The organism is Streptomyces endophyticus, assembly GCF_035798155.1.
Lineage (GTDB): Bacteria > Actinomycetota > Actinomycetes > Streptomycetales > Streptomycetaceae > Streptomyces > Streptomyces endophyticus.
In genome coordinates, this window is the sequence record NZ_JAOZYC010000122.1 from 21,885 (window position 1) to 44,681 (window position 22,797).

A 22,797-nucleotide genomic window follows, 5' to 3' on the forward strand; every position below is an offset into this window, starting at 1 on the left:
CCTCCCGGGCCCGCTACCGACCGGCCAGCATGTCCGCATGCCCGATGACCCGTCGGCCGGCGCACCCCGCTTGGAGGGGAACCGGTGCGTGTGCGATCCGGCCGTACCCGAGCACGACCGGCGCCTGATCGACATGCTGCCCGTGGACCGCTTCCCGCCCGACACCCCTTCGCCCGACGCGGTGCCCGCTTGGCGGCCGCCGAACCGAGCCGTCGCGCTGTCCAATTCGGTGCGCAGCGCGGGCGGATGGGCGGTCCTGTCCGCCGGCCTCGGCTGGTTGGTCTCCCTGTGCTTCGGTTCGTCGTTCTGGCTGCCGGTCTTGATCGGTGTCCTTCTGGCGCTCGGTGCCACCGTCACGTTCGGGTTGGCAGTGTTCGAAATCAGTGCCGGTGCCCACGGCGACCGTGTGAGGCACGCCCAGAGCCGCAAGGATCTCGGAGGGTGGAAGGCGGCACTGCGCCAACACGGTCGCTACGTCCTGCCGCAGCGCCTCGCGGCCCAGGACGGCGTGCTCCTGGACCGCGCCCGGGTCGCCGTCGCGTCCGTACTGGAATCCAGGGCGCACACCGCCGGCGTCATCGACAGTGTGCGCAACCGCGTGGAGCTGCCCGCCCAGTTGTGGCGTATCGCCCAGGACCTGCGCACGATCGGCGAGGGCGAGGCGGATGCCACCCTCGCGGGGAGGGCCGCGGTCAGTCGCGAGGGCCGCGCAGTCGTTGCCCGCCGGTACGAGGAGCTGGAGCAGGCGCGAGCGGCGGTCACGGCGCGCGTGCGCGGCCTTGAGAACTATGCCCGCGCGGTGGAACGACTCGACGCCCAGCTCGCGGAGAACCAAGCGCTGGAGCGCCTGGGCGGTTCCGCCGGGGTCCTCGATCTGATCGCGCGGATCGATGTGCCGGGCGCCGACGCCGAAGATCTGACCGACATGGAGGCACACGCGCGGGCAGCCCTGGAGTCCACGCTCAAGGCGGCGCAGGACGCTGCTACTTGGCTGCGATAGTGCGGGCGGGTCCCTAGTGCGGGTGGGTCCCTAGTGCGGGCGGGTCCCTGGTCGGGGGACGCGTGCTGCGGGCGACGTCGGACCGTGCCGACCGGTCCGGTGCAGCCAGTCCGGTGCAGCCAGTCCGGTGCAGACGACAGTGTGCCCCCCTCCCACCCCCACCGCGTACGTACGGGATCGGTCAGGCCGTCGCGGGCTGCGGCTCGGGCGCCGGGTCTGTCAGGCGTCCGGTCCGGTGCAGGCCATAGAGGGACGCCGAGCAGGCCAGGCCGAGACCGAGCAGCGCGAGCCAGGGCAGCGCGGACATTCCGGCGGCTCGGGCGGCGTCGAGGGCTACGCCGGTAAGCAGGTTGCCGAGGGTGATGCCGATTCCGCAGATGGTGTTGTAGAGGCCGTAGTGGGTGGCGACGAGGCGGTCGCCCGAGAGCCGGACGATGGTGTCCATCTCGAAGGGGTACGCGACCATCGTGCCCAGGGCCAGCATCAGCGCGGCCAGCGTGGGCGGTACGGCGGCGAGCAGCCACAGCCCGATGCCTTCGCCCGGCACCGGAACGGCCGTCGCGGCCAGGAGCGGCATGAACGCCGCTCCCATGATCAACAGGCCCCAGGTCAGGGCGCGGCCGGGTTCCACGTGCTCCTTGCACCAGGCCGTCACCCGGGTCTGGCAGAGGATCGTGGTCAGGCCGGAGGCGGCGAAGAGCAGTGCCACGGCGACGGTGCCGAACTCGCCGTCGCCGCCCAGGCGGCGCACTTCGAGGGGCAGCGCGAGATAGACCTGGAAGGTGAGGACGTACGAGCCGATCATCGCGAAGGAGAAGAGCAGGAACGCCCGGTTGGCGATCACGCCGCGCCACTGTGCCAGCACACTCTCCCGCTTACCGACACCGCCTGCTGCGGGACTGTCGCCCCTGCGGGCGGGCAGTGCGCGGACCTGCACCACGCTCAACAGCCCGAAGATCGCCGCCGAAACCAGGCAGGTGACACGGAAGTCGACTCCGGTGAGCAGCATCCCGACGAGCGGGCCGAGCAGGATGCCGGCCTGGTAGAAGACGTTGAACAGGGCGAATGCCTCGACCCTGCGCTCACCCGCGTCCGCCGCGAGGTAGGCCCGTACGGCGGGGTTGAACAGGGCGCCCGCGAAGCCGGTGGCCGCCGACGCCGCGATCAACGCCGCGACCGAGTCGACCAGACCGAGCGTCGCGAAACCGACCGTGCGCAGCACACATCCGGCGACGATCAGCGGCTTGTAGCCGAACCGGTCGGCAAGCGTGCCGCCGATGAGGAACATGCCCTGCTGGCTGAAGTTCCGCACCCCAAGGACGAACCCGACCAGCCAACCGGCGAGGCCGAGCGACCCGGACAGGTGCTGCGCGAGGTACGGCATCAGCATGTAGAAGCCGAGGTTGATCGTGAACTGGTTGGCGAACAGGAGCTGCACGCTCCGGTCGTAGGAGCGCACCTGCGCGATCGTGCCCTTCACCGGTCACCGCCTTCGAGCTCGTCGGTCCTGCCGGGCAGGGAGAGCGGATCCGCGATCTCGGTGCAGCGGGTCCAGCGGGTCGCTTCCTTCTCGTCGGGGCGGCCCACCACCTCCGGTTCGGAAGCCGGGACCACTCCCAACAGGCCCCTGTCGGCGCAGTACTCGTCGTCGTAGACGGTTTCCAGATAGCGCTGCGGACCGTCGGGGAAGACCGCGACGATCCGTGTGTCCCGAGGATGCGTACGTGCCAGCCACCCGGCCACGAGCGCGACCGCTCCGACGCTCCAGCCACCCGTGGCATAGTGCGAGCTCGCCAACTGCCTGCAGGCCCATACGGAATCGGCCGGCGCCACCCAGTGCACCTCGCTGAAGTTCTCGTACGCGACGTTGCGCGGGTAGATGCTGGATCCGAGCCCCCGCATGAGCCTGGGTCGGGCGGGCTGCCCGAAGATGGTCGAGCCGACGGTGTCCACACCCACCAGGCGCATCTCCGGGTACAGCTGGCGCAGTGCCCTTGAGATGCCCGCGGAGTGGCCTCCGGTACCGACACTGCACACGAGTACGTCGATGTGGCCGATCTGGGAGGCGAGTTCGAGGCCCAGCGGAGTATAGGCGGAGACGTTGTCGGGGTTTCCGTACTGGTCGGGGCACCAGGCTCCGGGCTCCCGCGCGAGCAGTTCGACGACCCGGTCCCGGCGGGCCTGCTGCCAACCCCCGGTGGGGTGCGCTTCGGGCACCGTGTCGACCTTGGCGCCGTACGCGGCGAGGAGACGGGCCATGGACGGTTCCAGACCCGGGTCGGTGACAAGGGTGACGGGATGCCCGTGGACCATCCCGGCCAGCGCGAGGCCGAGTCCCAGGGTGCCGCTGGTCGACTCGACGATCGGGCGGCCCGGGAGCAACTCACCGCGGGCGCGGGCCCGTTCGACCATGTGCAGCGCCGGGCGGTCCTTGATGCCGCCCGGGTTGAAGCCCTCCAACTTGGCCCAGAAGCCGCGGTCGGAGGGGGTGAACGGCCGGGCCACCCGAAGGACGGGTGTGTTGCCGACAAGGCCTGGCAGGCTGGAGCCGGCAGGAGTGAAATCACTCGTGGCCAGAGAGTCCATCTGATTCGCTCTCATTTCGCTGTAGAAGCTGCGCGGATGCTCGTCTCGCGCGGCACGCCTGTCGGGCGAGCAGCGCGGCGGATCGACTGCGGCGGATCGACCGCGGCCGACCTCGGGGGTCGTCGAGTTCGCGAGCGCACTCGCGTACGGCAAGCCGCGTACGGGCCCGGGAGCGGTTCCGGCTGATCCGGGATCGTCCACGTCAGGGCGGCACTCGGTGGGGAGTGGCGACGAGCCGTCGAACCATCCCCGAGCCGCCCGCAGGAGGGCACGCGAGGGAAGGGTCAGACGCCGGGCACCGGCCGACGGGAGGAGGCACGACGACGGCGTCGGGCCGCGTCGGCAGGCCTCAGCGAGGCGTCGACCGATGGAGAAGGGCGCACTGACCTAGATACGCAGAACTGGAGACTCCGCCGCGTGCGGTATCGGAACGACGAAGCCCCGCACGGCTGATGGGCGGATGTGCACGAGCGGCGGCACCACGGTCTCCGCTGCCGAACTCAGTGAAGTGAGGCACGGCAGCCCGAGTGCGGGACCCTGCGACGGCTGGCCAAGACCACATTCATCGAGGGCGTGCTGCTGCCCGTGGCTGTCGCCGCCATGATGATCGACCGGCGCTTCGGCCGGGCCGTGCGTGGCAATGGCAACAGGTTGCTCCGGCCCGGGTGCCGTATGGCCGGCGATCGCAGTCGAAGTCCCGCTGCCCGACGCGACGTGACCCACTGTGCTCTCGGGGCTGACCGCGTGCGTGTACAGCAGGCCGAAGAGGAGCACGCCGAGGCCCAGCAGGCGCAGCGGAATCGCAGTTGAGCGACTCCGCAGTGCGCCGGAAGGAGACCAGGCCGTCATCACGCCGTGATCCTAGCCTCTGCCTACCTGACTGGCGTACAACCGCCCTTGCGGCGAGGGCAGTCGCCGGACAGTCGCATACTCAGGCGAAGGACGCTTCGGCGAGGTGCCGACGGTTCGGCGGACAGGCCGTCGCCCGCTCACTCGTCCGTCCGCTGGGTCCATGCGCGAGGGGCGGCCTGTCCGACTCGCAGAGTCCCGTCCACGGCGGCGTACCGCAGCAGGCCGAGATCGACCAGGCTCCTCATGTGCCCCAGGTACTCCTCGCCGCTCCAGTGGAAGGCACCCCGCAGCTGAGAAGCGGTGGGGGACCCGCCGACGCGCCGGTCGTACGTGGAGACCCAGGCGACAGCATCCCGCTGTTCTTGCGCGGACAGCCCGGTCAACGTGGGCGGCAGGTCCTCCGGCGGCGTGGCACCGAGCCCCAGGCTGTACGCAGCGTCGGTGTAGGTGACCACCCCGCGTTGAGCGAGGTACTCAAGGACACCGGCGAGCTCCGCCACGGTCCAGTCGAAACGTTCGCTCAAGGAGCGCCATGACGGGCCTCTTCCGTGCTGCTCCCTGGCCTCCGCGATGTGCGCTGCCACGAGTGCCTCCCGACCGCGCAGCAAGGCACGAGCGCGGTGCTTGCGGTACGAGGCCGACGACGAAACCGGCTGCTCGGACGCCGGCTTCTTCGGCGGCTTCGCCTTCCACTCCGCGCGCGAGGAGAGGTGCCAGCGCCCGCACTGCGGGCATTCGTACACCCGCTTCGGAACCTCGCCAGTGTGCCTCGGACGCTCACGGATCTCCTTCAACCGCAGCTCAGCACTCTCACGATCAAGAAACTCGGTCTTGCCCTGGCAGGCGCGCACCCGCGTTCTACGCGCACGTTCTTCAACGTTGTACGGCACGCGACTCTCGGTAGCGTGACCATCTACTGCATGAGGTGTCCAGGTGTCCGGCCGGTACGTGCATCGGCCCCCGACGGAGAGTGATGAAGCTGCGATGAGTGAACTGACGAAGCCCGAGGTCGACGTTCCGGAGGGGGACGCTCCTACCGAGCTGACCATCCGGGACCTGATCGTCGGGGACGGGGCCGAGGTCAAGCCCGGCATGGTGGTCAGGGTCCACTATGTCGGGGTGACGTTCGCGTCCGGGAAGGAGTTCGACGCCTCCTGGGACCGGGGCGCGCCGTTCAAGTTCGCCCTGGGCGGTGGCAAGGTCATCAAGGGCTGGGACCGCGGCGTGAGAGGGATGAAGGTCGGCGGTCGGCGCGAGATCATCATTCCCCCGCGTCTCGGCTACGGCAAAGAGTCGCCCTCGCCGTTGATCCCGGCGGGCTCGACCCTCGTCTTCGTGGTGGACCTGCTCGACTCGTATTCCAGGACCGCTGGGTGGAGCAACTCCTAGGTCGTTCCCGCGGTCACCTGGGCCGGCACATACACATACACAACGCGCCGCTGGGAAGCCGACATTCGGCCTCCCAGCGGCGCGCGCGTCGTCCTACGCCGAGGTCCCCACACCCTCCGGTTCCTCCTCGCGCAGCGCCTGCGCGTTCTCCTCGGAACGGATCGGGGCCGACGGCGCGAGTTCGGCCGCGGCCTCCTCCGGGGACGTCGCGCGCAACCGGCGCAGGTAGCGCTGGTACCAGAGGAGCGAGGCGCCGAGGAAGACGACGACGCCGCCGACGTTGTAGGCCAGCGTCAGCCACAGCGCCTGGCCCTCGGGGAACGTGGAGGCCACGAAGGCGACCGCGAACACCGCGAGCAGGAAGATCGACATGCCGAGGCCCACGACCCGGGAGCCGAACCGGAACTCGCGCACCGCGCCCTCGAAGCGGGCCCGCAGCACCAGGTAGGCGACCAGGATGAGGGCCGGCGGAAGCAGCGCCGTGGCGGCCGTCATGTTGGTGACGATCTTCAGTAGGTCGTCGATCGAGCTGCCCGCGCCGAGCGTCGGTATGAACAGCAGCGGCACGACGACCGCGAACTGGATCCAGGCGCCGACGACGGGCACTCCCTGGTCGTTGAGCGCCACGACGCGCTTGCCGAAGACCTTGTCGGGGATCTCGGAGAAGAAGATCTTCACCGGCGCGGAGGTCCAGATCAGCAGGCCGCCCAGGGTGGCGACGAGCATGATGAGGCCTACGCCCCGCACCACCAGGTCGCCCGACAGGCCGAAGTGTCCGGCCGCCGACTGCATGGTCACGAAGATGCCGTTGCTGTACGAGACGCTGCTCTTCTTCACGAAGACGCCCATCAACCACGTGCCGACCGAGTAGAGCAGGCCGATCGCGATGCCGGCCACGACGATCGTGCGCACGAAGGCGCGCACACCGCCCTTGAGGTCGTTCAGGTACCCACCGATCGACTCGGCGCCGCCGACGCCCTGGATGATCCACGCCAGGGTGCCGAGGAACGCCCACGCGGTGATGCCGGAGCCCGGGTCGAGGCGCATCCCGCCGGGCGACATGTCATTGGCCGGGGTGATGCCTCCGAGCAGCGCGCCCACCCCCGCGACGATGAACAGCAGCGCCATGACCATCATCAGGGTGGACCCGAGCGAGGTGACACTGCCGATCCAGCGGGCGCCCTTCGTCGACACGTAGGTAGCGATGAAGAAGATCACCACGGACAGTACGGCGATGAGCCACGGCTGGATGGCCCACTCGCGGCCCAGGATCATGTAGCCCGCGTACACGAGCACGATCGGCAGCAGCGAGATGAAGTAGAAGAGGTTCACGAACCAGTAGCAGAACGCCGTGAAGAACGCCCAGCGGCCGCCGAGCGAGGACTTCACCCACTGGTAGACGCCGGACTCCGAGCGGCGGTTGAGACTCACCATCTCGGCGATGACGAGGGTGAAGGGCACGAAGTAGAGGATCGTGGCGATCAGGAAGATGGGGGCGGCGAGCGTGCCGATGGCGACGTAATTGTTGACCACGTTGCGGAAGTTGAAGACCGCCGCGATGACCATGCTGAACAGGATCACCGCACCGATCGACCGGCGATTCGTCATTGAATGCTCCGTTGATGCCAAGGGGTGGGACAGGTGCGGCTACTTGTTGTGGAAGGTGGCGCCCTCCACGGTCACGTGGGCGACGACCGCCGTCGTCCCGGGCGCGGGCAGGACGCGGACCGCCTCGTCGGGTCCGGCCACGAGGACAGCGCCGCGCGGGACGGTGTGCCGCTCCCCCTTCCCGCGCAGCTGCTGACGGTCAGTCAAGTTGCTGTACGGGACGGCTACTTCGAGATCGGCCACGGGCGCCGACTCGATCTCGGCGTCCCCGTCCACGGGCGACAGCACGTACAGGTACCGGCGTCGGGCGACGAGGGCGTCCGTGGCGAGCGCGGCGGTGTGCTCGCGCATCGTCGTGAGCGAGTCACCGACCGAGTACATGACGCCGAGGGGCCGTCCCTCGGCGCGCAGCGCCTGGAGCGTCCGCTCCCACTTGGTGACGCCGCCGAGGACCTCTTCGAGGTGGGCGTGGTCGCGGAAGATCCTCACGGTGCGATCCCTTCGTCGTGGTGGGGTGCGGCCGCGGACACGGAGCGCAGGTCGAGCTCGAAGCGGAACGGCTCGAAGCGGACCCGGTAGGTGTCAAGGACCTCGCTGCCCCACGAGTTGGACCCGAGGCCGAGCACGCGGTGGTTGACGTTGACGGTCACGCGGTCCTCCGGCACGAGGTCGGTGCGGTGCCGCGCGGCGTCGATCGCCTCCGCGGAGTGCGGCCACGCCGAGAACGCGAAGGGGCCCGACTCCGCCGCACGCACGGCGAGGCCGTCGCCGTGCGGGTCGGTGAGGGCCGCCCAGCGCACGTCGCCGCGGTTGGCGCAGTCCTGGGGCACGACGTACGGGGTGAACATGTCGTCGACGGTGGTGTGCCAGCGGCCGAGCGTGGCGGCCGCGCGGGAGTCCGGGTAGTTCTCGCCGGGCCCGAGGCCGTACCAGTCGACGGAGCGCAGCTCGCGCGGGACCGCGAAGGACAGGCCGATGCGGGGCACGATGTCGTGGTAGTCGCCGACGGGTTCGCCCTCGACGGCGAGGTGTACGCCGTCGTCGGCGAGGGTCCAGGTCAGCGTGGTCCGCATGGCGATGTCGAGGGTGGGTGGCGCGATCCGCTGAGACACCTCCACGACGACCGCGCCGTCCTCCTCCCGCCACGACACATCACGCGTCGAGGTCTGCATGTGCGAGAGGAACCGGGGCGCCCACAGCTCGTCGTTCTCCTGCTGGTGGTTGTCGACGAGGGGCTTCCAGAAGCCGACACGGGGCGGTTCCTTGAGGAGTTCGCGCCCGCGGCTGCGCCACGACAGGTCGCCGGTGAGCAGGTCGACCGTGTACCGGTCGGCGGCCGGAGTGGTGACGACGAGCGAGGTGCCGTCGGCTTCGGCGGCCACGGCCGCGCGAGTCGCGGCCCCCTCGGTCCGGCGCGGACGGTCGGCGACGAGCGTCTGGTACCGGCCCAACTCGCTCATGGGCTCCGCCCATTCGTGCGCGGAGGTGGACAGGACGCGGGCGGTGACATGTGTCTCGCCGCGTGCGGCGACGTCCGGGTGCACGACCTCGCTCCATGCCTTGCCGGGCGGTACGGGGCCCGGGGTGAGCGTGCGGGAGCCGACGACGCGGCCGTCGTGCAGCGTTTCGAGGACGACCAGCACGTCGGACAGGTCGGTGAACCAGCGCCCGTTCGTCACGGTGCACACCCCGTCCGCGTAGTCGACGCGCACGGGGCAGATGACGTTCTTGTACTCGACGAGGCCGGGGCTCGGCTCCTGCCACGGGAAGACCAGGCCGTCGACGCAGAAGCTGCCGTTGTTCGGGAAGTCCCCGTGGTCGCCGCCATACGCGTGGTACTCGCGCCCTTCGTCGGTGGTGGCGACGAGTCCGTGGTCGCACCACTCCCACAGGAAGTGCCCCTGGATGCTGTCCCAGGTCTCGAACACCCGCTGGTACTCGGCGAGTCCGCCGGGCCCGTTGCCCATGGCGTGCCCGTACTCGCAGATGATGCGCGGCTTGGGGTGCGGGTGCTCCCCCATGTCGTTCATCTGCGAGACACGCGAGTACATCGTGGAGATGACATCGACGACCTCGGCGTCCCGATCCTCCTCGTAGTGCACCGGGCGGGTGGGGTCGAGTTCCTTGCAACGCCCGTACATGGCGGGGATGTTGCACCCGTACCCGGACTCGTTGCCCAGGGACCACATGACGATCGAGGCGTGGTTGCGCTGCGCGAGCACGTGCCGCTCGATCCGGTCGACGTACGCGGTCCGCCACGCCTCGTCGTCCGTGATCCGGGACAGGTCGCCGACGTTGGCGAAGCCGTGCGTCTCCAGGTCCGTCTCCGCGAGGACGAACAGACCTATGCGGTCGCACAGTTCATAGAAGCGGGGGTCGTTCGGGTAGTGCGCGGTGCGCACCGCGTTGATGTTGTGCTGCTTCATCAGGTGCAGGTCGCGCTCGACGCGGGCCATGCCCACGGCGCGCCCGCGCCGGTCGTCGTGGTCGTGCCGGTTGACGCCGTGCATCGTGAACGGCGTGCCGTTGAGCAGGAGGCGTCCTTCGACGATGGTCACCTCCGCCAGGCCGAGACGGTGCGGCACGTGCTCGACGGTCCCGTCGGCACCGCGCACGGTCAGGCGCATGTCGTACAGGTACGGGTCCTCGGGGTTCCAGAACCGCGCGCCCTCGACGACCAGCGTGGCGTCGGTGCCCGGCGTCACGGCGCGCGAGGCGACGAGGCGCTCGCCGTCGTACACCTCCCAGGTGACATCCGGCCGCCCGACGACGCCGGTGGTCAGGGTGACCTCGGCGCGGTCGTCCGCGAGGCGGTGGGTGCGCACGAAGAAGTCGGCGAGGTGGGCGGCGGGCCGGCTCAGCAGATAGCAGTCGCGGAAGATCCCGGACGCCCACCACATGTCCTGGTCTTCGAGGTACGTGCCGTCCGAGTACTGGAGCACCTTGACGACGAGGTGGTTGGTGCCGGGGTGTGCCACGTCGGTGACGTCGAACTCGGCGCTGAGGCGCGAGCCCTTGGTCATGCCGACGTAGGCGCCGTCCCAGTAGATCTCGGCGTAGCTCTCGACTCCGTCGAACCGGAGCACGGTGCGCTCTCCGGCCGGTGTCCCGGCCAGCACGACGGTGCGCTGGTACACGCCGGTCGGGTCGTCGGCGGGCACCCGCGGCGGGTCGACCGGGAACGGGAAGCCCTCGTCGGTGTACTGCAGCCGCCCGTACCCGTCGACCTGCCACAGGTGCGGCACGCGCACGGTGTCCCAGTCCTCGGACTCCTCGGCGAGCGCGGTGACAGGGACGCGCGCCGGGTGGTCGAAGAGCCGGAACCGCCAGTCGCCGGTGAGGTCGACGAACCCGCGCGAACGACGGCGGTCCATGGTGCGGGCGAGCCCGGCCGAGTCGTAGCCGAAGAAGTACGCCCGCGCGGGCAGCCGGCCTCGGCCGGTGAGGGCGGGGTTCTCCCAGTCCGCCGGCTCCCGGTCGGCTCGGTCCCGGTCCGCTCGGTCCCGGTCGGCCGGGTCCGTGAGGTGGAGAGTCATGATCCGGAATGTAACCGGTTACATTCGTGTGCCACAACAGCAGCTAAACGTGACCTGGATCTCACCTCGCACGTCCGCCCGCGACGTCCTGACAGCGAGCCACCTGGGCAATACTGAACACCGCACTTCTCCGTTCGTCCTGGTCACGGGCTCCCGGCCCGTGCGGAAAGGTCACCGATGCCCCGAGGCAGGCCCGGCGCCCCGCGCTCCGTGACGATCGCCGACGTCGCCCGCGAGGCGGGCGTCTCCCGCGCGACCGCCTCCCGCGCGGTCAACGACTCGGACCTCGTCACGGCCGAGACGAAGCGCGCCGTGCACGAGGCGATCGAGCGCACCGGCTTCGTGGTGAACGCCCGCGGCCGCGCCCTGGCCACCGGCCGCGCGGAGACCGTGGGCGTCCTGGTCACCGAGCCGCTGGACGAGCTCTTCGACGACCCGACGTACGGCAGGGTGCTGCGCGGCGTCGCGGAGGGTCTGACGGGCAGCGGCTTCCTGCCGGTGATCATTCAGGCGTCCAGCGAGTCGGAGCGCGCGCTCGCGTTGCGCAGCTTCGGCCGCCGCTCGGTCGACGCGGTCGTCCACCTCACCCCGTACCGGGGCAGTGACCTGCTGGAATCCCTCGCGGGCACCGGACTGCCCGTGGTCCTGTGCGGGCAGCTCGACGACTCGCCGTACGACGGGATCTTCTCGACGGTCTACTCCGACGACGTGCACGGGGCCCGCCTCGCCGCGGAGCGGGTGCTCGCCGACGGGCGCGAGCGGGTGGCCGTCGTGCTCGGTCCCGCGGACAACCCGGCGACCGTCGACCGCCGGCGCGGCTATGCGGAGGTGCTCGGGTCCCGCCTCGACGAGGCGCGCGTCGTGCACACCGGCTGGGACACCGCCGCCGGGCTCGCGGCGACGGCCCGCCTCCTGAAGTCGCACCCCGACATCGACGCGGTCCTCGCGGGCTCCGACCGCATCGCCGTCGGCTCGCTGGCCGCCCTGCACGCCGCCGGGCGGCAGGTCCCCGAGGACGTCGCCGTGGTCGGTTTCGACGGCCATGCCATCGCCGCGACCTCGACGCCGCCGCTGACCACGGTCGCGCAGCCCCTCGTGGAGGAGGGACACGTCGCGGCGCGTCTCGCCCTCGACATGATCGGCGGCGCGGCGCCGCGTACCGAAGTGCTGGAGATGAGCCTGGTGTCACGTGTGTCCGCTTGAGCGGTCGTACCTCACGGAGAGCCTCACCGCCATCCTCGCGACCACCCACCTGACGTAAGCCGTCCCTGGCGAAATGCGCGAGGGTCGCCGCCACTCCGGCGGCGACCCAGGAGCATCAGGCGCGGGTCCAGCGCTGGTTGCTGCCGTTCGAACAGGAGTAGAGCTGGACGAGGGTGCCGTTGGCGGTTCCGCTGCCGACGGCGTCGAGGCAGAGGCCGGACTGGACGCCCACGATGGATCCGTCGGAGCCCAGACGCCACTTCTGGTTGTCGCCGCCCCAGCAGCTGTAGACCTGGGCCTTGGCGCCGTTGCTGGTGCCGCCGGCGTCCAGGCACTTGCCGTTGACCCTGAGTTCACCGGCGGCGGTGTACGTCCACTGCTGGTTGGTGCCGCCCGAGCAGTCCCACAGCTGGAGCTGGGTGCCGTCGGTGGTGCTGGAGCCGGGCACGTCCAGGCAGCGGCCCGAACCGACGCCCTTGATGGTTCCGGCATCCGAAGGGGGCGTGGAGGAGCCGCCGTTGAGTGCGTTGAGCACGGCGGTGTAAGCGGCCTTCTTGCTGCCGTCGCCGTTGAACAGCAGCGGCGTGTCCCCCGATCGCCAGGAGTCGGTGTCGCGCACGCCCCAGACGGTGATGCCGAGGCAGCGCGGGACGGCCAGGCAGTCGTTGGTCACGTTGGCGTAGGTCGTGGCCGAGGCGCCCTGGATGTCGAGTTCGGTGACGGCCACGTCGACGCCGAGAGCGGCGAAGTTCTGCAGGGTGGTGCGGAAGTTGCTGTTGTAGGGGCTGCCGCTGTTGAAGTGGGACTGGAAGCCGACGCAGTCGATGGGCACGCCGCGCTGCTTGAAGTCCTTGACCATGGCGTACATGGCCTGGGTCTTGGCCCAGGTCCAGTTCTCGACGTTGTAGTCGTTGTAGCAGAGCTTGGCGGCCGGGTCGGCGGCACGCGCGGCGCGGAAGGCGGCCTCGATCCAGTCGTTGCCGGTGCGCTGCAGGTTGGAGTCGCGCCGGGCTCCCGAACTGCCGTCGGCGAAGGCCTCGTTCACGACGTCCCACTGGGCGATCTTGCCCTTGTAGTGGCCCATCACGCCGTTGATGTGGTCGATCATCGCCTGGCGCAGGGTGCTGCCGCTGAGGCTCTGCATCCAGCTGGGCTGCTGGGAGTGCCAGGCCAGGGTGTGCCCGCGCACCTGCTTGCCGTTCTGCACCGCCCAGTTGTAGACGCGGTCACCGGCGGTGAAGTTGAACTGACCCCGCTGGGGTTCGGTGGCGTCGATCTTCATCTCGTTCTCGGCGGTCACGGAGTTGAACTCCCGGCCCGCGATCGTCGTGTACGCCGAGTCGCCCAGCTTGCCGGAGGCGATGGCGGTGCCGAAGTAGCGGCCGCTCTGCGCCGCGGCGGCACCGAGCGTGCTCTCGGCGGCGTGTGCGTTCGGCGGCGCGACGAGTGCGGCGGCCGCACCGAGGACGCCGACGAACAGCGATAACAGCAGACCGCGGAGCCTTCGGCGGACAACGGGTCTGGAAAGGGCGTACGAGCCCATGGCTGTGCCTCCAAGGTGGAAATCACGGAGCGGGTTGTCATGGTTCGCAATCTCGAACGATGACCGGGGCTGCAGACACGGATGATTGAGGTGTTGGCGGTGCATCGTCAATACACCCCGCAGAAGAATTTTCCGGTCCGCCCCCGAAAACCTTCCGGAACCTCAACTAGCCGCTACTTGTGGCCAGATCGGCGGGAGACCTTGACCGGGGAGCCCCGCATTCCTAGCTTTTGGCGTCACAGATTCCGGGAATCCTCCGAAAACTTTTCGGAGATGTCCCCGCCGTGTCCCCGCCCTCAAGGGAGTCCCTCTGATGTGGTTCCGCCAACCGTCCCCGGTCCGCCTGAGACGCTTACTCGCGATCCTCGCGCCCCTGCTGCTCGTGGCCACCTTCCTCGGTACTCAGCCCGCCGCCGCGGCGGAGACCATCGACCCCAACGCCTCGTATGTACTGGTCAACCGCACCAGCGGCAAAGCCCTGGACGTCTACAACTTGGCGACCGGCGACGGCGCCCGCATCACCCAGTGGGCCAGAAACGATCAGAGCCAACAGCAGTGGCAGTTCGTCGATTCCGGGGGCGGCTACTACCGCGTCAAGTCCCGCCACTCGGGCAAGGTCCTCGACGTCCACAACTCGTCCACCGCGAACGGCGGTTCGATCGTCCAGTGGTCCGATCTGAACGCCACCAACCAGCAGTGGCGACTGGCCGACAGCTCGGACGGCTACGTGCGGCTCATCGCGCGCCACAGCAGCAAGGCCCTCGAAGTGCAGGGCGGGTCCACCGCCGACGGCGCGAACATCGTGCAGTACGACGACTGGGGCGGGGCCAACCAGCAGTGGAAGCTCGTCAAGGTCGGCGGCGACACCGCCGGCCCCTGCGAACTCCCCTCGACCTACGGCTGGACGTCGACGGGCGCGCTGGCGCAGCCCAAGTCGGGGTGGGTGTCGCTCAAGGACTTCACCGTCGTCCCGTACAACGGCAAGCAGCTCGTCTACGCGACGACGCACGACACGGGGACGAGCTGGGGCTCGATGAACTTCAGCCCGTTCACCAACTGGTCGGACATGGGCTCGGCCGGCCAGAACACGATGTCTTCCGCCACCGTCGCGCCCACGCTCTTCTACTTCGCTCCGAAGAACATCTGGGTGCTCACCTACCAGTGGGGCGGTACCGCCTTCTCCTACCGGACGTCGAGCGACCCCACCAACCCGAACGGCTGGTCATCACCACAGGTGCTCTTCTCCGGAAGCATCTCCGGCTCCGGAACGGGACCCATCGACCAGACGCTCATCGGAGACGGGACGAACATGTACCTGTTCTTCGCCGGTGACAACGGCAAGATCTACCGGGCCAGCATGCCGATCGGGAACTTCCCGGGCAGCTTCGGCTCGTCGTACACGACGATCATGAGCGACACGACGAACAACCTGTTCGAAGCCCCACAGGTCTACAAACTCCAGGGTCAGAACCGCTACCTCATGATGGTCGAGGCGATCGGCTCGCAGGGCCGCTACTTCCGCTCGTTCACGGCCACCAGCCTCAACGGCTCATGGACACCCCAGGCCGCGACCGAGAGCAACCCCTTCGCCGGCAAGGCCAACAGCGGCGCCACCTGGACCAACGACATCAGCCACGGCGAACTGATCCGCACCACCCCCGACCAGACCATGACCGTCGACCCCTGCAACCTCCAGATGCTCTACCAGGGACGCAGCCCCAACTCGGGCGGCGACTACGGCCTCCTGCCCTACCGTCCCGGCCTGCTGACACTGCGGCGCTGACGACACGACGCGGGTCCGTCTCCCTCCGGGAGCCGGACCCGCACACGGCAGCTGAGGGGGGCTCACGCCAACCACCATGCTCACCACCACCACGCCACCCGTGCTTCACGCGCCCCCCGTGTGGGGGGTGGTCCCTTCCTGGGTTTGCGGAAGGCTTGGTACTGAAGGTCGTGGCAGGTCAGAGACGGGACGACGGGATACAGACGGATCGTTACCCAGGTGGAGTGTCATGAGCGTGGCAGCGTTGCACTGTCCGACCTTGTCGGACGCACTGTCCGAACTCAGCGATTCCAGCGCTTGGTTCTTCCCTGGGCGCGAGGATGCGCTGTCCGCTCCTCAGCTACGCGATCTCAGCAGCCGCGTTGCCGCAGGGCTGCGGCGTGCGGGCGTCGCCCGTGGCGGCCGACGCCCGCATGCGACAGCTGGCGGCCGCCCACCCGAAGGCCGAAGTGATCACCTGGATCCAGGACCGCGTCTGCGTCCGTGACCCCGGACGTCCCGAGGAGTGCGATCCGACGACTCCGAAGGACAAGGCCACGTACGAAGCCCTCTGGGGCACCGACGTGATCCTGTACCAGTCACACGACAAGGGCCGCGTCTTCTTCCGCTTCTACGGAAACGACCCCCCGATCTACACCCTCATGCACGCCCCCGCCGACACCGATGCCGATTCGTACGCGGACGTCCGCGGCTTTCGCACCACCCGCTCCCTGGGCCCCGGTTGGACCCTCCTGGGCCCCATCCCCGACCTGGACCAAGAGAACAAGCAGTGGCAGTACGACTGAGCTCCCGGACAGTGCCCCTGCCGAAAATGTCGTCCGCACCGCTCAGAAGCGTCGGGCCTCGGAGCCGGCCGTGGGACGCATCCGTGACGCGACGATGAGCGTGAGGACGATGACGGCGGCCATGGCCAGGAAGACGTCGGAGTAGGCCGAGCCGTCGTCACCGGAGTACAGGGGGTTGACGGCGTCACTGCCGCCCTGCTGCCTCGCGGACACCAGCACGCCGAACACGGCGGGGCCGGTACCGGCTCCGAGGAACTGGGCCCCCTGGAGGATCCCCAGGCCGACACCGACCTGCTCGGGGGGCAGCTCGCTCGCCGCGGCGCCGATGATGGTGGTCATCACGAACATGAAGCCGATGCTGAGCCCGAGGATCCCGAGACCGGCGAAGACCACCGAGGAGTCGCCGGTGAACGACGACAGGAACAGGGAGAACAGCCCCATGAGGCCGAGCCCGGTGAGCACCAGGAGCCGGGCGCTGTGGCGGTCGGCGAGGCGGCCGATCCACGGCGAGATGATCGCGGTGACGACGCCCGCCGGGATCATGACCAACGCGCCCTTGCCCGGGGTGAGTTCGTTGACCTCCACCAGCATCAGCGGGACGAACACCAGGCCGCCGAGGTTGACGACCATGGCCAGGAACGCGACGAGGATGCCGGTCCGGTAGACACCGCTGGTGAACAGTGATGGCGGAACGAACGGCTGGTCGACACGGACGGTGCGCACCCCGAAGAGCACGAGCGCCGCGATCGCGACCACGAGGCTGCCCGAGGACAGGAGTTCGGTGAACCCGGAGACCTGCGCCCGGGTCATGCCGAACAGGACGAGACCGGCTCCGAGGCCGAGGAGCATGCCGCCGGGGAGGTCGAGCCGACCCGAGCCCTGCGGAGTCCCGTCCGGGAGTACGCGCATGGCCGGGAGAAGCAGCAGCAGCGAGACCACCAGCATGATCCAGAACAGTGCGGGCCAGCCGAGCGCTTCCCCGATGCCGCCGCCCAACGCCGGTCCAGCCGCGGTGCCGACGCCCGCACCGGCGGACACGACGCCGATGCCGACACCGCGCCGCTCCGGCGGCAGCAGCGTCGTGACGGCGATGATCGAGAGCACGGGGATCGCGGCCGCGCCGATGCCCGTCACGATCCGCCCGGTCACGAGCACGGCAAGACTCGGGGAGATCGCGCAGATCAGGCTCCCGGCGGCGTAGGCGAGGAGCGCGAAGGCGAAGAGGCGACGCAGGCTCACCCGGTCCGAGATGCGGCCGTAGAGAGGAATACCGACCGAGAACATCAACAGGAAGCCGGTGACGACCCAGGCGAGTTCGGCCTCGGAGGCCCCGAACTCGGCCCCGATCGTCGGAAGCATCAGATTGACCATGTCGCTGGCCGTGACCGTCACGAGGATCGCCGGCATCAGCAAGGCCAGTAAGCCGAATCCCGAGCCGGTCCGCTCGGTCGTTGTCGACGTGGAAGTCATTCGAGGCCCTTCGGGCGACTTACCGCCACCATGATAGTTACAGTTAGGGTAAAAAAGAGGGCGGAGGACGCTGCCTCCGCCCTTGGTCAGTTGGTGACGCGCTGTGCGACCTCGCGCTCGCCGGCCAGCACTTGCCGTACGAGGTGGGCGATGGTCGTGCGCCCGAGCCGTTCCTTCATGGCCCGCTCCGCGTCCTGGAACTCCGCCTCGAGCAGCTTCTGCATGTTCCGGCCCACCTCGCATTCAGCGCTCGGCGGATGCGGGTGCCGCGACAGGATCGGCCCCGCCTCGACGGCGGCGTACGCGTCGTAGAGCGTGATCTCGCGGGCGGACCGGGCAAGCGACCAGCCGCCGTTGCGCCCCTCGGTGGACCGGACCAGGCCGACATCCCGCAGACTGCCGAGGATCCGCCGCACCAGAACCGGATTACTGGCCAGGCTCTCCGCGATCTCCGCGGAGGTCAACGAGTGATCCCAGCGCCCCAGCATGGTGAGTGCGTGAATCGCGACCGCACTTCTGCTGCTGATGCTCACCATGTCCCTTTCGCGACCGCCGCCCCACCGATCTAACTGCAACAACGCTAGTAGCAGTTAGATTCACGTGTCAATCCGGCATACCGGTCGTGGGGCCTGTGGGCACCGGCCCAAAGCGCGCCGCGCAGATCCCGGACAAACTCAGGCTCAGACGCCGTCAGACACGCACTGCCGAGCGACGTCGGAAGCGGAACCGCTCACGACGCGTCCGCCCCACGAGGTCGGCCGCCGCCTGCGGCCAGGCGCCGTGGTCGAAGGTGAACCCGGCATCCCTCAGCCGCCCAGGCACCACCCGTCGGCTCTTCAGGAGGAGTTCGGTGTCGGAGCGAAGAGCCAGCGCGCCGACTTCGGCCATCCACCGCGTCGCGGGCAGCCCGACCGGCATTCCCCAGGCTGCGCGCAGCGCGCGCATGAACTCCCGCTGCGGCAGCGGGCCGGGAGCCGCGAGATTGACCGCCCCACTGATGTCGTCACGGCCGATCAGGAACTCCACCGCGCGGACGAAGTCACGGTCATGGATCCAGGACACGTACTGCGCACCGCCCGCGACCGGCCCGCCCAGGCCGAGCCGCGCCAGCCAGAGCAGGTAGTCGAAGACGCCACCGCGATCCGGGCTCATCACCATCGCCGACCGCAGGGCCACCTTGCGCGTCTGCGGGGTCGCGGCCCGCTCCTGCTCCCGCTCCCAGTTCTTCGCGATCTCGACGCTGTAGGCCCAGTAGTCGGGGACCCCGGGCTCAGCTCCACCGATCCCGCCGGTCGCCTCGTCGTTCGGCGCATCGAAACGGTGGGCGTAGATGGTGGCGGTGCTCATCTGGAGCCAGACGCGGGGCGGCTTCCGGGCGGCGGCGATCGCCTGGCCCACGACGCGCGCGGAGTCCACGCGCGAGTCCATCATGGCGCGCAGATTCTCGTCGGTGTAGCGGCAACTGACACTACGGCCCGCGAGGTTGATCACGACGTCACTGCCGTCGACCGCCTCCGTCCAGGGGCCGAGCGTCCGGCCGTCCCACTGGACTTCGCCGTCCCGTACGGGGTGTCTGGTCAAAACGACCACCTCGTGGCCCGCAGCGGTCAGCGCCCGCCGCAGTACACCACCCACCTGACCGGTCCCGCCGGGCAGCACAATCTTCACTGGCCCCTCCCCTGACGCCTGGCGTCGCAACGTAGATCCAGCGTACGACCCCACCGGACCCGGCCCCCGCCGCCCGGATTCGTGCGCTTGGCCATGCGCCCCTTCGGAGGCTTTTACTCAATTCGAGTGTTTCTCCCGCTTGCAGGCGTCGAGATGGCCTCCCGGGCGACCCCTTTTGTTAACGTCGCGTCAACCTAAGGGCCTGTCGTGTCGCACGGAAGAAGGAAAATGAAAATGTGCAATCTCTGACCGTGCTCGACGGTTCCTTCGGTATTGGAATGTTTCGACTGAAGGCCTGTCGAGGCTCTCTCCACGTCGCTTCTCCGAAGTTGTCCGAGAGGGAGCGATCGCGGCCGGAATCTACGGGTCCAGGGATGTGCAATGTCAAATGAAGCCCTGTCGAAGCCCAGCGCGCCGTCCGGTGTGCAATTGCGCACCGGACCTCCCTCACGAGCGTTGCGTGCGTACCGCCGACTGATTCCGCTGCGCCTGCGTCGCGCCGTGCGGGCCAGGGTCGGGGTTGAGGATTGGGAGCGGCTTAGACATCAGCTTGAGCGCCCCGCTCTCGCAGCGCGAAGCCTGGAGCAGCGTCGGCTGTCTGCCCGGCTCGAACAAGAGGGGCTGCTCGGCGAGGGCGGTCAGGTCCCGTTCCGGACTCCGGCCGGCCTGCGCATCGCGATGCAGCGCCAGGAGATCACCCCGCTACAGGCCCGTGAGTACAACCTGCATGCCGTACTCGGAGCTCTTCGGGAGGCCGGGGTAGATCACTTCATGGTGCGAGGCATGGTGGAAACCGCCTCCACAGTGGGGATCTGCACCGAAGACCGGGCGCGGGCCGAACAGGCGCTGCACGCACTTGGTGGGCAGATCCCTCTCCAACTCGCCGTGGCCCGAGGCGGCCAGCGGCAGCAAGTGCAGTCCAGCCGGCCCGTCGGCGCCGAGAACGTGTGGCGCCGCGTCGCGACACAGTCGGTGTTCAGGGTCTTCTGCTTCTTCGCTGACTCGGAATCTGCCGAGCTCGTGCTGGGCCCGAAGTTCGGCTGCGACGTCGAATTCTGGTCCCCCTCGGAAGACGGTACGGAACTGGTGGCGCCGCGGCGCAACCTCACCTGTGAGCGGATCAGCCGCGGGAAGCCCGGGGTACAGCGACCGGGGCGGCACTTCACCCGGATGGCGTCGGCGGACACACGGCCCCAGCCCGCGGAGGTGCCCACCCGGCAGGAGTTCGCCGAACCGCTGCCCGACGATGTCGATTTCCCCGTGGACGTCGTCTACACCTGGGTGGACGGCTCGGACCCGCAGTGGCAGCTCAGACGAGCCGCAGCCGTGGATGAGCCCTACCATCCGGAGGCAGCCAATGCCGCCCGCTACCTCAGCCACGACGAACTGCGCTACTCCCTGCGTTCCCTGCACCTCTACGCGCCGTGGATCCGGAACATCTTCATCGTCACGGACCGACAGGTACCGAGCTGGCTGAACACCGAACACCCCCAGGTCCACGTCGTCGACCACCGGGAGATCTTCACCGACCCCGCCGCGCTGCCCACGTTCAACTCGCATGCCATCGAGAGCCAGTTGCACCACATCGAGGGGCTGGCCGAACACTTCCTCTACTTCAACGACGACGTGTTCCTGGGCCGCCCGGCTCTCCCGCAGGACTTCTTCCTCGCCAACGGTCTCAGCAGGTTCTTCCCCTCCAAGGCGCTGCTGCCTCCCGTCGGCAGCACCGGCACGGACGACGTCCCCGTGTCCGCCGCCGGCGTGACCAACCGGCAGTTGCTGGCGGCCAGGTTCGGCAGGAGCATCACCCGCAAGATGAAGCACACTCCCTGCGCGCTGAGGCGCAGCGTGCTGGAAGACGTGGAGCGGGTCTTCGCCGACGCCCACCAGCGCACCGCGGGACACGCTTTCCGCAGCCCCGACGACATCGCCATCACCAACTCGCTGCACCACTACTACGCCTTCCACACCGGCCGGGCCGTGCCGGGCACCATCCGCTACGACTACGTGGACATCTCCCAGCCGCGCATCGAATCCCGCCTGCGGCGCCTGCTGAACCGCTCGTACCTCGTCTTCTGCCTCAACGACACCACCACCTGTGACGGCGAGGAGCACGTAAGCGCCGGTGTCGTTCAGCAGTTCCTGGACAGCTACTACCCCACAGCCAGCCCCTACGAGTGTCCGCACGACCCCACAGCAGCGGCGGCACCGGCGGGTTCCGCGCCTTCCGTCCCCCGCGCGGTCGGAAGATCCGCAGCGCGGGCGGCCGACAGCGCGCGTTCGACGTCTTGAGCCTCGAGTAGACCGGCAGTTCCCTCATGGCCTCCTGTGAAGGAGGCGCGCTCCACCACCAGAAAAGGACGATGCCCGATGCCTCTTGTCGTCACTCTCCCGCGTAACGGGTCAGCCCTCGCACAGGTCGGCTCCTACCCCAGTGCGTTGAATTTCATGAACCGCAAGCAGACGGCTGTCCAGCGCCAGTTGCGTCGATCCGGGCTGGCAGGATACGAGCCGTTGACGCAGGCGACGTTGATGGCGGTGGCCCATCAGGCACCGGAAGGAAGCGCGGTCCTTGACGTCGGTGCGCACATCGGCCTCTATTCCGCCCTCATCGATGCCGTATACGGGCGTCGGCTGTCGGTGCACGCGTTTGAGCCCGCGCCGGAGACATCGGCGATCTGCGCGAAGATCCGGGACGTCAACGGCCTGGGATTCGAACTCGTCCGCTCAGCAGTGTCCGACACACCGGGCAGCGCGGAACTGTACCTGTCGCTGAAAGCGGAGTCCTCGCATTCCCTGAACGCGGGCCACCGCCGGCACACGGAATCGGTGACCGTCCCGGTCACCACACTGGATGCCTTCACGCAGGAACGCCCTGACCTCCGCCCGCATCTGATCAAGATCGATGTGGAAACGCTGGAGGGGCAGGTGCTGGCCGGAGGGCTGCGGACGATGAAGCAGCATCGCCCGTGGATCGTCCTGGAGATCCTGCCCAGCTCCGACCACGAGTCGCTGACCCAGAGCCTCAAGGCGATCACCGAACTCGGGTACGGGCTCTACCCGATCCAGGCGGAGAGTCCGTGGATCGGACGGAACGCGGACAACTACCGCACCCATGTGAGCAGTAACGGGCGTGACTGGCTGCTGGCGCCCGAGCCGCTCACCTACGACTTCCATCACGCGATGCGTACCTGGCTCAGGGCGATCCTGGAGTGCGATGAGCGCACCAACCTGGAGTTGCCGGGAGGATCCGTCTTCCCCGAGGGGTGGAACGCCCCCTATTCCCTGCCCACGGCGCCCCGCAAGCGCTCCTTGAAGGACCTGGTGCGCGGTCAGCGGCGGCCGGCGCCTGCCTTCTGACATCCCGCCCGCCC

Annotated in this window: 18 protein-coding genes; 7 read left to right on the top strand and 11 right to left on the bottom strand. The window is 68.9% G+C overall.

Annotated features, from left to right (window positions below; translation table 11 throughout):
* Window positions 1-37: 37 nt before the first annotated feature.
* A complete protein-coding gene (locus OKJ99_RS18625; protein ID WP_326017708.1) occupies window positions 38-1,000 on the top strand; it encodes a hypothetical protein in 963 nt (320 codons plus the stop codon).
* 181 nt (window positions 1,001-1,181) lie between these two features.
* On the opposite strand, the gene OKJ99_RS18630 is transcribed toward OKJ99_RS18625, so the two are convergent.
* The 4 genes from OKJ99_RS18630 to OKJ99_RS18645 form a co-directional block, all read right to left on the bottom strand.
* Window positions 1,182-2,480, bottom strand: coding sequence for an MFS transporter (locus OKJ99_RS18630; protein ID WP_326017710.1), 1,299 nt, complete (start codon window positions 2,478-2,480; stop codon window positions 1,182-1,184).
* Window positions 2,477-3,586 (bottom strand): PLP-dependent cysteine synthase family protein, encoded by a 1,110-nt coding sequence (locus tag OKJ99_RS18635; protein ID WP_326017712.1) that lies wholly within the window; start codon window positions 3,584-3,586, stop codon window positions 2,477-2,479. Before OKJ99_RS18635 ends, OKJ99_RS18630 begins: the two co-directional genes overlap by 4 nt.
* 387 nt (window positions 3,587-3,973) lie before the next feature.
* Window positions 3,974-4,438: a hypothetical protein gene (locus OKJ99_RS18640; protein ID WP_326017714.1), complete on the bottom strand. Its 465-nt coding sequence runs from the start codon at window positions 4,436-4,438 to the stop codon at window positions 3,974-3,976.
* 137 nt (window positions 4,439-4,575) lie between these two features.
* The gene (locus OKJ99_RS18645; protein WP_326017716.1) at window positions 4,576-5,022 is read right to left on the bottom strand and encodes a hypothetical protein; all 447 of its coding nucleotides are present in this window, start codon (window positions 5,020-5,022) and stop codon (window positions 4,576-4,578) included.
* A 400-nt stretch (window positions 5,023-5,422) separates the two neighbouring features.
* On the opposite strand from OKJ99_RS18645, the gene OKJ99_RS18650 reads away from it, so the two are divergent.
* On the top strand, window positions 5,423-5,827 hold the full coding sequence (locus tag OKJ99_RS18650; protein WP_326017718.1) for an FKBP-type peptidyl-prolyl cis-trans isomerase: 405 nt from the start codon (window positions 5,423-5,425) through the stop codon (window positions 5,825-5,827).
* A gap of 93 nt (window positions 5,828-5,920) precedes the next feature.
* On the opposite strand, the gene OKJ99_RS18655 is transcribed toward OKJ99_RS18650, so the two are convergent.
* The 3 genes from OKJ99_RS18655 to OKJ99_RS18665 are packed head-to-tail and all read right to left on the bottom strand — an operon-like array spanning window position 5,921 to window position 10,971.
* Window positions 5,921-7,435 carry an amino acid permease gene (locus OKJ99_RS18655; RefSeq protein WP_326017720.1) on the bottom strand — a complete coding sequence of 505 codons (1,515 nt, stop codon included), beginning with the start codon at window positions 7,433-7,435 and terminating at the stop codon, window positions 5,921-5,923.
* 39 nt (window positions 7,436-7,474) lie between these two features.
* Complete coding sequence (locus OKJ99_RS18660) at window positions 7,475-7,924, bottom strand: hypothetical protein (protein WP_326017721.1); 450 nt, start codon at window positions 7,922-7,924, stop codon at window positions 7,475-7,477.
* A complete protein-coding gene (locus OKJ99_RS18665) occupies window positions 7,921-10,971 on the bottom strand; it encodes a glycoside hydrolase family 2 TIM barrel-domain containing protein (RefSeq protein WP_326017723.1) in 3,051 nt (1,016 codons plus the stop codon). The genes OKJ99_RS18660 and OKJ99_RS18665 overlap by 4 nt, the downstream gene beginning before the upstream one ends.
* A gap of 177 nt (window positions 10,972-11,148) precedes the next feature.
* Between OKJ99_RS18665 and OKJ99_RS18670 the strand changes: the two genes are divergently transcribed.
* On the top strand, window positions 11,149-12,174 hold the full coding sequence (locus OKJ99_RS18670) for a LacI family DNA-binding transcriptional regulator (RefSeq protein WP_326017725.1): 1,026 nt from the start codon (window positions 11,149-11,151) through the stop codon (window positions 12,172-12,174).
* A gap of 115 nt (window positions 12,175-12,289) precedes the next feature.
* On the opposite strand, the gene OKJ99_RS18675 is transcribed toward OKJ99_RS18670, so the two are convergent.
* Window positions 12,290-13,717 (bottom strand): endo-1,4-beta-xylanase, encoded by a 1,428-nt coding sequence (locus OKJ99_RS18675; RefSeq protein WP_326017727.1) that lies wholly within the window; start codon window positions 13,715-13,717, stop codon window positions 12,290-12,292.
* A gap of 313 nt (window positions 13,718-14,030) precedes the next feature.
* Between OKJ99_RS18675 and OKJ99_RS18680 the strand changes: the two genes are divergently transcribed.
* Both OKJ99_RS18680 and OKJ99_RS18685 read left to right on the top strand, forming a co-directional pair.
* A complete protein-coding gene (locus OKJ99_RS18680) occupies window positions 14,031-15,500 on the top strand; it encodes a non-reducing end alpha-L-arabinofuranosidase family hydrolase (RefSeq protein WP_326017729.1) in 1,470 nt (489 codons plus the stop codon).
* A gap of 320 nt (window positions 15,501-15,820) precedes the next feature.
* Window positions 15,821-16,285 (top strand): hypothetical protein, encoded by a 465-nt coding sequence (locus tag OKJ99_RS18685; RefSeq protein ID WP_326017731.1) that lies wholly within the window; start codon window positions 15,821-15,823, stop codon window positions 16,283-16,285.
* Window positions 16,286-16,327: 42 nt separating this feature from the next.
* On the opposite strand, the gene OKJ99_RS18690 is transcribed toward OKJ99_RS18685, so the two are convergent.
* The 3 genes from OKJ99_RS18690 to OKJ99_RS18700 all read right to left on the bottom strand — a co-directional run bounded on the left by OKJ99_RS18690 (window position 16,328) and on the right by OKJ99_RS18700 (window position 19,423).
* The gene (locus OKJ99_RS18690) at window positions 16,328-17,755 is read right to left on the bottom strand and encodes an MFS transporter (protein WP_326017733.1); all 1,428 of its coding nucleotides are present in this window, start codon (window positions 17,753-17,755) and stop codon (window positions 16,328-16,330) included.
* Between the two features lie 86 nt (window positions 17,756-17,841).
* Window positions 17,842-18,291, bottom strand: a complete 450-nt coding sequence (locus OKJ99_RS18695) for an RrF2 family transcriptional regulator (protein ID WP_326017735.1) — start codon at window positions 18,289-18,291, stop codon at window positions 17,842-17,844.
* Between the two features lie 154 nt (window positions 18,292-18,445).
* Complete coding sequence (locus tag OKJ99_RS18700; RefSeq protein ID WP_326017737.1) at window positions 18,446-19,423, bottom strand: epimerase; 978 nt, start codon at window positions 19,421-19,423, stop codon at window positions 18,446-18,448.
* A gap of 381 nt (window positions 19,424-19,804) precedes the next feature.
* Between OKJ99_RS18700 and OKJ99_RS18705 the strand changes: the two genes are divergently transcribed.
* Complete coding sequence (locus tag OKJ99_RS18705; RefSeq protein ID WP_326017739.1) at window positions 19,805-21,715, top strand: stealth family protein; 1,911 nt, start codon at window positions 19,805-19,807, stop codon at window positions 21,713-21,715.
* Window positions 21,716-21,871: 156 nt separating this feature from the next.
* The gene (locus OKJ99_RS18710; RefSeq protein ID WP_326017741.1) at window positions 21,872-22,783 is read left to right on the top strand and encodes an FkbM family methyltransferase; all 912 of its coding nucleotides are present in this window, start codon (window positions 21,872-21,874) and stop codon (window positions 22,781-22,783) included.
* The last annotated feature ends 14 nt before the right edge of the window (window positions 22,784-22,797 follow it).

What these genes read in the sequence shown, in the direction of transcription:
- OKJ99_RS18625 (WP_326017708.1), top strand. Translation starts at nt 38, where the DNA reads ATGCCCGATGACCCGTCGGCCGGCGCACCCCGCTTGGAGGGGAACCGG.
- OKJ99_RS18635 (WP_326017712.1), bottom strand. Translation starts at nt 3,586, where the DNA reads ATGGACTCTCTGGCCACGAGTGATTTCACTCCTGCCGGCTCCAGCCTG.
- OKJ99_RS18650 (WP_326017718.1), top strand. Translation starts at nt 5,423, where the DNA reads ATGAGTGAACTGACGAAGCCCGAGGTCGACGTTCCGGAGGGGGACGCT.
- OKJ99_RS18655 (WP_326017720.1), bottom strand. Translation starts at nt 7,435, where the DNA reads ATGACGAATCGCCGGTCGATCGGTGCGGTGATCCTGTTCAGCATGGTC.
- OKJ99_RS18665 (WP_326017723.1), bottom strand. Translation starts at nt 10,971, where the DNA reads ATGACTCTCCACCTCACGGACCCGGCCGACCGGGACCGAGCGGACCGG.
- OKJ99_RS18670 (WP_326017725.1), top strand. Translation starts at nt 11,149, where the DNA reads ATGCCCCGAGGCAGGCCCGGCGCCCCGCGCTCCGTGACGATCGCCGAC.
- OKJ99_RS18675 (WP_326017727.1), bottom strand. Translation starts at nt 13,717, where the DNA reads ATGGGCTCGTACGCCCTTTCCAGACCCGTTGTCCGCCGAAGGCTCCGC.
- OKJ99_RS18680 (WP_326017729.1), top strand. Translation starts at nt 14,031, where the DNA reads ATGTGGTTCCGCCAACCGTCCCCGGTCCGCCTGAGACGCTTACTCGCG.
- OKJ99_RS18685 (WP_326017731.1), top strand. Translation starts at nt 15,821, where the DNA reads ATGCGCTGTCCGCTCCTCAGCTACGCGATCTCAGCAGCCGCGTTGCCG.
- OKJ99_RS18690 (WP_326017733.1), bottom strand. Translation starts at nt 17,755, where the DNA reads ATGACTTCCACGTCGACAACGACCGAGCGGACCGGCTCGGGATTCGGC.
- OKJ99_RS18695 (WP_326017735.1), bottom strand. Translation starts at nt 18,291, where the DNA reads ATGGTGAGCATCAGCAGCAGAAGTGCGGTCGCGATTCACGCACTCACC.
- OKJ99_RS18705 (WP_326017739.1), top strand. Translation starts at nt 19,805, where the DNA reads ATGTCAAATGAAGCCCTGTCGAAGCCCAGCGCGCCGTCCGGTGTGCAA.
- OKJ99_RS18710 (WP_326017741.1), top strand. Translation starts at nt 21,872, where the DNA reads ATGAACCGCAAGCAGACGGCTGTCCAGCGCCAGTTGCGTCGATCCGGG.